The 12,553-nt window shown below is 62.6% G+C and carries 10 protein-coding genes; 2 read left to right on the plus strand and 8 right to left on the minus strand.

The genetic code is table 11. The features are described 5' to 3' along the window. The first annotated feature begins 148 nt into the window (after nt 1-148). Entirely contained in the window at nt 149-2,614 is a 2,466-nt protein-coding gene (locus Pan44_RS03565) for a WD40 repeat domain-containing protein (RefSeq protein WP_145027316.1), read from the plus strand. A 31-nt stretch (nt 2,615-2,645) separates the two neighbouring features. On the opposite strand, the gene Pan44_RS03570 is transcribed toward Pan44_RS03565, so the two are convergent. The 7 genes from Pan44_RS03570 to Pan44_RS03600 all read right to left on the minus strand — a co-directional run bounded on the left by Pan44_RS03570 (nt 2,646) and on the right by Pan44_RS03600 (nt 8,431). Further along, the gene (locus Pan44_RS03570) at nt 2,646-3,140 is read right to left on the minus strand and encodes a DUF3592 domain-containing protein (protein ID WP_197453814.1); all 495 of its coding nucleotides are present in this window, start codon (nt 3,138-3,140) and stop codon (nt 2,646-2,648) included. A 64-nt stretch (nt 3,141-3,204) separates the two neighbouring features. Then, entirely contained in the window at nt 3,205-4,284 is a 1,080-nt protein-coding gene (locus tag Pan44_RS03575) for a vitamin K epoxide reductase family protein (RefSeq protein ID WP_145027320.1), read from the minus strand. 208 nt (nt 4,285-4,492) lie between these two features. Further along, nucleotides 4,493-4,978 carry a VOC family protein gene (locus Pan44_RS03580; protein ID WP_145027322.1) on the minus strand — a complete coding sequence of 162 codons (486 nt, stop codon included), beginning with the start codon at nt 4,976-4,978 and terminating at the stop codon, nt 4,493-4,495. Between the two features lie 160 nt (nt 4,979-5,138). Then, nucleotides 5,139-5,519, minus strand: a complete 381-nt coding sequence (locus tag Pan44_RS03585) for a YciI family protein (RefSeq protein WP_145027324.1) — start codon at nt 5,517-5,519, stop codon at nt 5,139-5,141. Between the two features lie 195 nt (nt 5,520-5,714). Next, nucleotides 5,715-6,056, minus strand: coding sequence for a YciI family protein (locus Pan44_RS03590; protein ID WP_145027326.1), 342 nt, complete (start codon nt 6,054-6,056; stop codon nt 5,715-5,717). A gap of 151 nt (nt 6,057-6,207) precedes the next feature. Further along, a complete protein-coding gene (locus Pan44_RS03595) occupies nt 6,208-6,708 on the minus strand; it encodes a nucleoside deaminase (RefSeq protein ID WP_145027328.1) in 501 nt (166 codons plus the stop codon). Between the two features lie 205 nt (nt 6,709-6,913). Then, entirely contained in the window at nt 6,914-8,431 is a 1,518-nt protein-coding gene (locus Pan44_RS03600; RefSeq protein ID WP_197453815.1) for a sulfatase family protein, read from the minus strand. 453 nt (nt 8,432-8,884) lie between these two features. Here Pan44_RS03600 and Pan44_RS03605 point away from each other — a divergent pair, with 453 nt between their 5' ends. After that, the gene (locus tag Pan44_RS03605; protein ID WP_231754218.1) at nt 8,885-9,850 is read left to right on the plus strand and encodes a universal stress protein; all 966 of its coding nucleotides are present in this window, start codon (nt 8,885-8,887) and stop codon (nt 9,848-9,850) included. A 279-nt stretch (nt 9,851-10,129) separates the two neighbouring features. Here the strand turns inward: Pan44_RS03605 and Pan44_RS03610 are convergent, their stop codons facing one another. Then, a complete protein-coding gene (locus Pan44_RS03610; RefSeq protein ID WP_145027334.1) occupies nt 10,130-12,526 on the minus strand; it encodes an arylsulfatase in 2,397 nt (798 codons plus the stop codon). Nucleotides 12,527-12,553: the final 27 nt, after the last annotated feature.

Genomic DNA, 12,553 nt, shown 5'->3' on the forward strand with positions numbered 1-12,553 from the left:
ACTGACTCTTCTGTGCTGCCTGCCGCCCTGTGTCGGCTGCAGTTCGCCAACCAATGAGCCCGCCGCGGCCCCGCCGTCCCCATCGACATCCGGTGCCTCAGGGAGTGAGCAGCCTCAAGTCAAAGAGAATGCGAACGGCGCCACACAGATGCCGACACCCAATGCGGCCGCAGCCCGGTCGACTGCCGGAAACACCCCTCCGGCGTTGGCGACGATCGACACCGCGAAGTTGCCCAAGCCATCCGCGGATCAGATCGCTCGCTGGCAGTCACGCCCCGGCCAACCCTTGCAACTCCTCGCCTCCCGCGACGGAACTCAAACCGGATTCATTTCGTTTCTCGAAGTGCTCCCGGATGGCAAGCACTACCTCGTCGGCGGCACGGGCCTGTCACTCAGCTCAGTCGCCAGCGACAAGGTGGAACACACATTCCTCGAAGCCAGGACCGCGGAAGACGAGCGGCTCACAGCGTTTGCCGTTGCACCCGGAGGAGAATGGTGCGCCGCGGGCAACAAGGGCGGCATCCTGAAAGTCTTCAGCATCACCGATCGCAAAGAGATCGCCTCGGTCAAGACAGGCCAGCACAGCATCTCTCACCTGGCCATCTCCACAGATGGAAAAGAGATCGCCACGGTTGCGTACACGAAGGACATCGAGATCTGGGCCGCACCGGAGCTCAAAGCGATTCGCAAGTTCAGTGTCGACACCCGCGAAGTGAAGCAGCTCACATACATCGGCCCGCAACTGCTCATTGCCGCGGGCGAGTCGATGTCGTCGTGGAACACTGCCGATGGGTCGCGCGTGACGACCTACCCGGCCGGCCGTTATGAGAACGTGAGCGGCGTGTCGTTCGGCGGAAAGGAGCTCCTGTTCGCCAACGACAAAGGCCTGCAGCGTTGGGATCTTGGAACCAACGCCCTGGCTGGAGCCTATCCGGGCAACTACGCGCGCAATGAAGAGACTCGATTCTCGCCGAACGGCGGGCAGTTCGCGTCGCTGAATGGGGAGGCGATTCGCATCTGGGACGCGGAATCCGGGCAGCTGCAGCAGGTGATCGATGTCGCCGGTCATGCGGCCACAGACATCAGCTGGATGCCCGGCCAATCTCTGCTGCTGGTGGCCTCCGACAATGGGCGTGTCCGTCTCTGGGGCACCGAAGAGGCCGCGAAATCGCTCGGAATGACGCCGCTGCCGAAGCCCGCGGAATCGGCAATGCCCGGACCGGCGGAGCCGGCCAGTGTGGATCAGCTTCTCCGGACGCTCGATGTGCGCCTGCTGCCGAAACTTCCGCATGCCACAAAGGCCGACGCCAGCTTCAACTCGCTCAACTATTCCGCAACTGCAGGCGTCGACGAAACAAAACTCTTTTATCGATACCTCTTCGGCCAGCAGCAGTGGAAAGAAACGACAGAGGCCGCGACGCCCGACATGCTTCGCTTCGTCAAGAACGGCAACATGGCCCTGCTGTCCGTCTATCCCTCCGGGGCGGCCGAGACGTATGTCTCACTGACGTTTCTCGGCAACTACGACATCCGTCAGACGCCGAGGCTGAAGGACCTGATGCAGAAGGAGACGTATTCAGGGGACAGCACGGTGCTTTACACGGTCAAGGCGGACCTCCTGCAGATTGAAACCGAGCTCCTCCCGCTCCTGCATGGAGCTGGCTGGACGACCGTGGCGCGACTCAACTCGCGCCAGAGTGAAGAGTCTGACGCGCGGCAGATGGAGTTCGTCAAGAACGGCGCCGTGTTGAGCGTGTTTGTGCGGCCCGAGAAGGATCAGCCGGGAATCTACAACGTCCAGTACTCCGCCTCGCTGAACCTGCATGCGCTTCCGATTCCGCCCGATTCAGGCCTGGTTGAGTGGGACAACTACCTCGAGCCCCAGCTTGTCGCGAACACCTCGATGAGCCTCAAGCAGGCCGCCGAGTTTTACGACACAGCTATGGCGAAGCAGGGATGGACGCAGCAGACCACCGGCCGCCGGATCGATGAAGAGCACGGGGTCTGTTACCTGCCTTACACAAGTGGCCAGCGCGACGTCACGATCGGCCTGCGAAAGTTGTCCGACGGCTCGACTCGCGTGCGTGCGGGCAAGTTCAGCCGCGAGTCGTGGCAACCGGTGGAAGACGACGAGAGACCATCGGCAGGATCAAAGACCGAAGAGAAGAAACCGGAATCGGCCAGTGAAGGAATCGAAGCGGTGGACGTCCCGACGCCTCAAATTGCCGGGGCGATCAAGTATGACCAGAATCGCCCGTCGGTGACGTATCCATTCCAAGGCGAGGTCCCGCTGAAGCTGGTGACTGAGGAATTCCGGAAAGCGATGACCGACCGGGGCTGGGAAGCGAACGACTTCGGAACGCCCATCGAGAAGTCGGCTTCCCTGTTGTTCAAGAAGGGGGAACAGGTTGTCTACTTCAACGGACGGATTGATCCGCTCGGTGCGGGAAGCGTGACGGTCGAAGGGAAGGGGCTCTTGTGGAATAAGAAGCCAGTCCCGACGACGCGGATGTCGTTCGTGACCTGGCTCCGGGACAACCGGCATCCCGCATCGCTGAAGCGCCTGGAGGAATACAAGACGATCATGCAGAAGCTGCCGGCTGCCGGGAGCTGAAGCGATCTCCGCCACGCCAGTGTGGGCCTGGTTACTGCACCAGCAGGTTGTTCAGCAGGACCGTGTCCGGGCGCGAGAACAGCCAGAACATCAGCGTGAATCCGATGACAAACAACAGCCACGTGATTCCAAACGCAAGGACGCACTGAAGCGTTCGATGAAAGCCGTACGAGAGGCAGGAAACGGAGGGATCCGCCGGGTCGTAGCGAACCGCAACTTCCCTGGCCTGTTGGAGTCGCTCCCGGATCTGCTGCGCCGCCTTCCAACCGCTGCTCGCGCCATAACCGAACGCCAGTCTCGAGCCCTCGTAGTCCGTTCCGGCGACCGAGTACGAGTAGTGGACCTTCACCTCGTACGCCGTCCCGTCACTGTCCGATACGTCGTCGACCTCGAGGCTGGTGATCGTTCCCGCTGCTGTAGGCCAGGTGGCCGCCTGCGTTGACTGGTAGGCCCCTCTGACGACCCAACCCAGGATCACGAAGCCTGCGATGTAAAAGATGCTGATGAACGGAATGAAGACGCCCACGGTATTCGCCTCCGATAGAAACGGGTGACCCCTCCTCAAACCTCGCGTCGGCAAGCGGATTGAATCAGCGAGTTGGCTCACTGGCCTGTTGTTTGGCCTGCTGCGTTTCGACCTTGGACCGCGCCTTTCCGATCGCCGCTTCGATCCGGCCCTTCTCGCTCGCGCCGATCAAGAGCAGGTTGTTGACCCAGATCTGAGGCAGTCCCTTGTGGCTGGATGCGTGATAGGCCGCGTTGGCGCGATCGATCTCCGCGCCGATCGCTTCGTTCGCAGTCGCCTCCGAGCCGCCGGCCGCCGTGATCAGTTCCTGCGTCAGTTGCTCCCCTTCCATGAGCTTATCGGCCACCTGTTCGCCGGTTCCTGTGCGTTCGGCCGCCAGGTAGATCTGGCCTGCCTGCTTGCTGAGCCCGTTGGGATCCATCGCCAGCGGGATGCGGACGAAATGAATGTCGTCGCCTGCCTTTGCAAGAACTTCTTTCAGCACCGGATGCGTGTCGCGGCAGAACACACAGTCAAAGTCGAACACTTCGACAATATTCACCTTCCCATCGATCCATCGCTCTCGCACATAATCCGGCGCCACGGGATCGGGCTGGAACTGGAACCACACCGCCGGAGCCATCGCCAGGACCGCCGCCGCGCTGATCCACGGACCGCGGCGGCCTGTTGCCGGCGACGCCACCGCGAGCGGAAAGAAGAAGTCGGTCACCGCCATCAGGATGCCGGCCGAGTCGATCACCAGGCACAACGGGCAATACTGCTGGATCTGATACTTCTGGACGAGAATCAACCCGATGCCGACGGCTCCGGCCACAATCGAAGCCCACCCCAGAACCGTCCGGGCCGGTCGGCCCGACATCAGGCTCAGGCCGAGATAGGCCGTAAATGCTCCCAGCCCGAGCACCGAAAGTGGGATGCCCAGCGGCCTGGCGAAGCCGGTCGACGTGACGCTCGAGCAGCCCAGGTCGCCGCCGCAGAACGGGGCCGTGATCGCGAAGTGATCGACGACCTGCGCACTCGTGACAGCGATGGCTACGAGTGCGAGAACGCGAACAAAGGTCAACCGCTTTGTCCCCTTGGCGGCAGACGCCGCAAGCGGCTGGGAAGATTCAACGTCCACAATGAGTCCCGTCGGCTGGGTCATGACCCAGCGAACTTCACGCAGGGTGCTCGGCCCATTTGTATGCGTTGGGGACTACGCCCGGCCAGACCTCGCATCGATTCAACGTCCCGCTTCGCGGCGAGAAGGGCGGGGAGCCCACACAATCGACCGGCTCCATGGGGGGCGATCGATCGCGCGGGAGATCCGGCCGCAACGTCGCGAGACGCGGCGGCCGGTCGAAACCGCTCACTCAGCCGCGAAAGGCCGCTTCGATCGTCGCAATGTCGATCTTCTTCATCCCCATCATCGCATTGAACGCGCGCTGGGCGGCAGCGGTATCCGGGCTGGTGACCGCCTTGATCAGGGCGCTCGGCGAGATCTGCCACGAAATGCCCCACTTGTCTTTGCACCAGCCGCACATGCTCTCCTCACCACCATTGCCCACGATCGCTTCCCAGTAGCGATCCGTCTCCGCCTGGTCCGCGGTCGACACCTGGAACGAGAACGCGTCGCTGTGCTTCGGCCCCTGGCCGCCATTGAGGCCAATGCACGGGATGCCCATGACGGTGAACTCGACGGTCAGGACATCGCCCTTCTTGCCGGAGGGATAATCGTCCGGCGCGCGGTGCGCAGCGCCGACTGACGAATTGGGAAATGTCCGGGCATAGAACTGGGCTGCCTCCTCGGCCCCACGTTCGTACCAGAGACAGATCGTGTTCTTTGCCGGTGTCGCCATGTCTGCTTCTCCTGCCGTGCGGGGCGCCCCCGCGATGTCGGTCCTCGAACGACGGAACGCCCGTCGACACTGGATTCACTTCTCAGGACACCGATCGCGACTCGTCGTCGGTCGGTCGCCTGTGATGCCTCATCTGCACCATTGCCCTGGATGCCAGCCCTTATTGGGTCTGGCCCATGATCTCACTCACTTCCTCGGCCGAGTACATGAAGATCGGGCGGATCTCGACTTCCGAGCCTTCCGGCATCGGAAAACGCCTGGCCCAGGCAATCGCCTCGTCGATCGATGTCACCTCCCAGATCGAGTAGCCGGCAACCAGTTCCCGGGTTTCAGGAAACGGGCCGTTCGTGACGGTCGTCCCTTCGCCGGAGTAGCCAACGCGAACCCCCGCAGAACTCGGCTTCAGGCCGGCGCCGCCGACCAGGATCCCCGCCTTGATCAGTTCCTCGTGGAACCGCTCCATTTCCTCCCAGGCACGCTCGGAAGGCAAGGCCCCCGCTTCCGTCTCTCGCGTGGCCTTGCCCAATACCATGACCTGCATGTTGCGTCTCCGCGGATGCGAATCTGCCATTCTGGAGGCGGCTCCGGCACGCTTCTCGGCCGACCGCACTCAAAGCGAACGAACGGCCCGGCGCAAAATCGACACGTCCAGGCAGGAATTTTTCGGGAATCGCGAACTCACTGTACCAATCGACGCCAACTCATTGGCGTGACATCGGTTCGGTCGACGCCGGCCTCACTGAAACTCGCGGACCTCAACCGGCGCCCGACACGCGATCACCGCCTTCCGCCCCCACCCCAGCGCCGCCTCCAGGTCAGCAACGTCCAGCACCCAGAAACCGCCGATGTGCTCCTTGGTCTCGATGTACGGCCCGTCGGTGACCAGCACCTTTCCGCTTTTTGCCCGCAGCGACTTCGCCCGGCGGGCGGGGTGCAGCCCCCCCACAAATACTCGGACGCCGGCAGCGATCATCTCTTCATTGAGCACGTCGATCGCGCGACCCATCTCGGCATCCGCTTCGGCGGCCGGCTGGTCAAAGTCGTCGGGAAGGTGAATGGCAACCAGAAATTGAGGCATGACGTCTCCTGAAATGGTCTTCCGGCCGGCTCGTTGCCCTGCCGTCGAAAGATTGACGAACAATCAGGCCCCGATTCGACAGAACGCCCTGGGAAAATTCCGACCGCCACGACGCCGAACGTTGGTTACCGGACTCGTTGGCCATGGAGCCTCACGACCGCGAATGCCTCGGGTGTCCTGATTGAGCGAACCGGCGATGGAGTTCGCGGACCTGGTCTGCGAGGACGGGAACTGGCCCCTCCACCAGGAGGCCAGGGACAACGGCTCGAATCGGCAGAGGACTCACCGGAGATGCGGGAACCCCCAGCTCGGCGAGCCAGGAGACCAGTTGTTGGGAGGAGCTCACATACACGATTCGGCCCAAACCGACCCAGCCGTGCGCGGCGGCGCACATCGGGCAATGCTCACCCGAGGTGAAGACGGTCGCGGCCGATCGTTCCCCGGGGGACATGTTCCTGGCCGCCCATCGCGCCAGCTCGAACTCCGGATGGCGGGTACGGTCGCCTGAGGCAACGCGGTTGCGATCCTCGGCGAGGACGGTCCCGTCCGCGCCAACGAGTACCGAGCCGAACGGCTCGTCGCCCGCCTCCAGGGCCTCCGTCGCCAGTTCGACACAGCGGCGGAGGTGCTTCATTTCGACTTCGCTGAACATATTGGTCTCCTCTGTTCTTCTCAATTTCAGCGGAGGGAGGGCCTGGACGCTCGATGGTGGCGGCCCGTGGCCACGGAGGAGTCACTCGCACTTGTGACGCTGCAACCTCTGCCAAGGACCTGCGACGATTCAGCGGGGCGGGAGGCAGAACCGCATCGGCGAGTCGGATGACTGACCAGGTGAAGCCCTGACTTCCAGTGCCTGTTCACCTTGAGAAATCGTCCGGGTACTTCCAGCGGAATTCTGGATCTTTCGCATAGTCGCGGTTCGGGTAGCGTTCGAGGATCTCCCGGCACTCGGCCGCGTAGCGCGCGGCCTTGGCATCGTCGAGGAATGGATCTCCGGACTGCACTCGCCACTCAGCGAGAACGCCTTTCAGCTGATCGAGCGTGGCCCGGTGCCGCGCGTCTGCAGCCAGGTTGTGCAGTTCACAGGGATCACTCTGGAGATCATAGAGTTCCTCCATCGGCGGGCGCTTCCAGGTCTCGTAGGCCGTCCTGAACTCCTGGGGGGCCGCATCGATTTCCGACTGGGTCGCTCCCCCGGAGAAGTGGCCTTTCCGGCCTTCGTAAGCTGCGTAGATCGGGTTCTCAGTCCCTCCGAGGAGATTCAGGATCAGCTTGTACCGCCCGTTTCGGACGGTCCGCTTTGGATAATGCCAGAACGGCGTCGAACCCTCGGCCGCGGAGAATACGTACTCGCGGGTCCATGGCTTCTTCTCACCGCTGATGAATGGCAGCAGTGAAATCCCTGGCAGGCCAGAACTCGGTTCGATCCCGGCTGCGTCCAGGATCGTGGGGAACAGGTCGATGGAGGAGATGAGGCTGCTGTTCCTCTGCGACGGCGCGATGTGCCCTTTCCAGGACATCATCATCGGAACCCGCAGCCCTGCTTCGTAACTGGTGCATTTCGATCGCGGAAACTGGGCTCCGTGATCGCCGAGGTAGATGATCAGCGTGTTGTCGAGCCGGCCAGTGGCTTCGAGGCCCTTCATCAGCAGACCGACCGCCTCATCGAGTCGCATCATGCAATTGAAATAGTTCGCAGTGAACTCGCGCAGCCGCTCGCTGTTGGCTCCCACATACGGAAGTGCTCCCTGCACATCCCCGCCGTCGAGAGGCTGAGCAGGCCGGCCTTCGACCTGCTTGTGGACCGGGAAATGGGCGTCGGGGAAATTCACCATCAGGAAGAACGGGGAGTCACCGTCCTTCACGAACCGCACTGCCTCGTCGGCATAACGCTCCAGGCCCTTCTTGCCGAAGTTGTCCGCCTTGATGGGATGAAAGTCGAACGGGATTGCCGACACGGGGTTTACATGGATCTTCCCCAGGCATCCCGTCCGGTAGCCGGCCCGCTTGAGTACGGCCGGCAGCGTGTCGACGATGTGGTCGAACATCCGGTACCCATGCGTCGCCAGGCCGATCTGCCCATTCTGGAACGGATACAGCCCTGTCAGGATCGTGCTGCGGGACGGGCTGCAGACGGCGTACGTCACGAACGCGTTCTCAAACAGCATTCCCGATTCGGCCAGTCGATCGAGATTCGGGCTCTTCACCTTCCCGGACCCGTAGCAGCCGAGATCAGGCCCATTGTCTTCCGAGACGATGAGCAGGATGTTGGGACGCGGACCGGCCGAGTCCCGCTTCGCATCTTCTGCGCTCGCTGATACGGCGAGGGGCAGGGCACAGGCAAGAGCGACGAAGACGGTGATCGTGTGTGACATGGACATCGAGTGTGACTGGAGCCTGCCGGGGTCGGCAAGCCGGTGGGACATGCGCATTCCAGGCCGCGGCAGCGCATCGAGGGACCTTCAAAGGGCCGGCTTGAACGCCCGGGACTTCCATGAGTTGCGGCACGAATTGGCTCTCCCGGCCATCCGGAGTTCGTGTGACGACTTCTGTGGTGGCCGAATTCGTCAACGTCTGGCCACGCCGCGTCAACTTTGGGCGACACGTCGATGAATTCGATGCTGCCTCGTCTGAGTCAAACCATGCTGAAACCGTCAATCGGCGCGGGCGACGTCGGTGGATCGCTCTGGCATCGCGTTTGCGATTGCAATCTTGCGTGCCCTCGAGTCCGGATCGGGCACCGGCTGCCGAGCGATGAGTGCTCGCCTGCCGCGCTCGCTCGCAGGCCCGATCCGGACAGCGGCCCGCTGAAGAGAAAGGGGAGTTCAATGTCATGCACGTCAACTGAATCACGAGCCACAACTCGTCCCCTCCATTCCATTCGCGTGTCGCCCCCACAGTTTCATCACGGGGCGTCACTCGACGATGCAGTCGCCAGGCGACTCGACAGCATCGTTGTTCCTCTGGATGGGTCCGAGTTCTCCGAGCATGCGATCCCGTTTGCGGCGGCGCTTGCCAGGCGCGCGAACGCCGTCCTGAAACTGGTCCGGGCCTGGACGCCAACTGAGTCCGCAATGCTGCACCCTGGATCAGGAGTTTTTGACCTGATCGAAGGACGACGACGCACGGAGGCCCGACTCTCTCTCGACAATGTGCAGCGGCGGTTCGGCGCCCGAATGGCGGAGGTGACGGTGGTCAGTCACCTGGTGCAGGCATCCAGCATTCCTGAAGCCTTGTCGCGAGTTGCCAGGACTTCCGATCTGGTGGTCATGGCGACGCACGGGCGCGGATGGCTCGGCCGGTTGATTCACGGGAGTGTCGGACGAGATCTGCTCCACGAACGTAAGCGTCCGATCGTTTACCTGCGCGGCTACGACTCGCCGGTCGACTTCTCGGCCGATCCTGTTCCGCGACATGTGACTATCGGTCTGGATGGACGAAAGGCATCGGAACAGGTTCTGGAGATGTCCGGCATCATTGCCAGGATCTCTTGCGCCAAGGCGACAATCCTGCATGTCGATGACCCCGGCGAGCCTGATGAGCGATTTGCGCACAGTAGCCCGGAGGCCTACCTGCGTTGGGCAGGTCGGACCTTCACGGCCACGGCGCCCGAGGTTGAGACGCAGATTGTTCGAGATGCGGCGAATCCGGCGAGAGGAATCCTCTCGTTTGTTGACGACTCCGAAAGTGATCTGATCGCTGTGACCAGTCGATCTGCCAGGCCTTCCCTCACCAGCACGACCGAGAACCTGATCCGCCGGAGTCGCGTCCCGGTTCTTGTCGTGCGCGAGTAAGCTGGCGGGCCAATGCGAGCCGTGAGGAGCGCAACCTCCCTCGCATTGGCCCGGTTGTGAAAGGACACAAACAGGAAAGGAGAGTTGAGAAATGTCGTGACAGGAGCTCGCGAACAAGAAGAATTTTGAGGCGAACCGTGGACGACCGAACTTGAGGCTTTTGCGTCCACATCATTGACGAGCGCGCTCGGACGATTGACGCCTCGCGTCGTCAACATCGCGGTGTCATGAGTGATGAGCCGGGAACGGCTCCCCGGCCCTTGAGTGGCAGGGGGACGGTCACTCCCTGGTCAGCTTGAACACGACCTTGTTGATCGCGCCGGTGAAGGCGAACACGCCCTTGTCCTTGTAGGCCGGGTCCACGGGCGTGATCGAGTCGCGGCCGACCTCGAACGGTTCGAGCCCGTGCCGGAAGAAGGTGCGTTCGAGCTTCGATTCGCCGGCGGGCTTGCCGTTGACGAACATCTTCAGGGTCCCACCGTTGGTTTTCGACTTCGGGTCGGGAGTGAACTCGGTCTTCAGTTCGACCTTTCCTTCGGGAATCTCGACGGTGCCGGGGATGGTCACGTCGGCGACATCGAAGGCCGTGTAGCGGAAGTACGGCTTCTTCTCCTTCAGGTAAATCGACCATCCGGCCGAGAATGATCCTGCGCACGTGACGACGCCTTCGGCGCCACCTTTCGGGATCTCGAGCGCGGCGGTGATCGTATGGGCGCGGGGGAAGAGCTGCGGGCCGATCGGTTCGGGAAGCCAGACGCTGGTGCCGAAGTAGGTCCACGCGGTCGGCGGGTCTCCTGCCTCGCGGAGCTTGGGGTCGAAGCGCTCGCTGAACCGCGGATCGAGCGGGAGCACATCGTACTTCTTCGCTTCTTCGATGAGCCTGGCCTGCAGCGCCTTGATCTTCTCCGGCTCCTTCGCGGCGAGATCATCGGACTGACTGAAGTCGTTCTCGATGTTGTAAAGCTCCCACGGGGCGGCCTGCATGAGGGCCAGGTCTTTCCCGAGGGTGACCCACGGAAGTCCGGTGCGGGCGCAGGCGACCCAGCCGTCGTGATAGATGGCCCGGTTGGTTGCGAGCTCGAAGTATTGCGTCGTGCGCCGGCTCGTCGCCTTCTCATCGTCGAAGGTGTAGCGCATCGAGACGCCTTCGATCGGCTTTTGCGGAATGCCGTTGACGAGCTTCGGCTCCGGAATGCTGCAGCAATCGAGAATCGTCGGCACCACGTCGATCACATGGTGGAACTGCGTCCGCAGCTCGCCCTTGGCTTTGATGCCTTTCGGCCAGTGGACGACCATCGGGTTTCGCGTACCGCCGAAGTGGCTCGCGACCTGCTTCGTCCACTGGAATGGTGCATCCATCGCCCAAGCCCAGCCAACCGGCACATGCGGCTCGCTGGTCGGCCCGCCGATCTCATCGATGCGCTTGATGGTGCTCTCGAGGCCGAGCTGCAGGCCGATGAGGCTGGCGATCTCGCTGAAGGTGCCTTCGAGCCCGCCCTCGGCGCTCGCGCCGTTGTCGCCGACGATGTACATGACGAGCGTGTTGTCGAGTTCGCCGGATGCGCGGAGGCTTTCGACGTAGCGGCCGACTTCGGCATCGGTGTAGTCCATGTAGGCGGCATAGTTCTCCATGAGCCGCGTGTAGACTTTCTTCTCATCGGCCGAGCGCGAGTCCCATGACGGGATCTCGCTCGGGCGGGGGGTGAGCTTCGTTCCCTGGGGGATGACCTTGTCGGCGAGCTGCTTCGCGTGGGTCAGCTCGCGCTGCTTATCCCAGCCGTGGTCGAACTTGCCTTTGTATTTCGCGAGATAGTCTCTCGGCGGCTGATGCGGGGCGTGAACTCCGGAGGTGCTGAAGTAGACGAACCAGGGCTTGGTGGGGCTGGCCGCACGAATATTCTGGGTCCACCGGATGGCCTCATCGGTCATATCGGCGGTGAAGTGGTAGCCCTCTTCCGGCGACTTCGGCTGCGGCACCCACGACGTATTGCGGTAGAGCGTGGGGTAGTACTGGTTCGTCTCGCCCTGGTTGAAGCCGTAGAAGTAGTCGAATCCCAGTCCGGTCGGCCAACGGTTGAACGGGCCCGCGGGGGAGATGTCGGGCTCGGCGGTGTTGTGCCACTTGCCGAACATGCCGGTGGCGTAGCCGTTGTCGCGAAGGGTTTGAGAGACGAGTGCGGCGTTCTCGGGAATGAGCCCCGTGTAGCCAGGGTAGCCGGTGCCCATCTCGATGATGACGCCGGTTGCGACGCTGTGATGATTCCGCCCGGCCAGCAATGCGGCACGAGTGGGGCTGCAAAGGGCTGTCGTGTGGAACCGGTTGTACTTCAGCCCGTTGTCGGCGAGCTTCTGCATGTGGGGCGTGGGGACCGGGCCGCCGAAGGTCGAGCACATTCCGAATCCGACGTCATCCAGCAGGATGACGAGGACGTTGGGAGCGCCCTGGGGCGCCTTCACCGGCAACGGGTAGTCGGGCGTCGAGTCCTTGAACGTCACGCCGATTTTCCCCTTGAAGGCCGGATCGGGCTTAGGGAGTTGGGTGCCGTCGGATGCGGGGGACGCGGTTTGAGCTGTCGACTGAGCGAACAACCCGTTCCCGTCGCCGGGCATGTCGACCCCGCCGAGTCCAAGGCCGACTGCAACCAATGAGACAGCGAGCAGAAATCGCGAACGCATGTGTCAGCCTCCAGAATATGGCGAGAG

Origin of the sequence: Caulifigura coniformis, assembly GCF_007745175.1 — a bacterium.
Taxonomy (GTDB): domain Bacteria; phylum Planctomycetota; class Planctomycetia; order Planctomycetales; family Planctomycetaceae; genus Caulifigura; species Caulifigura coniformis.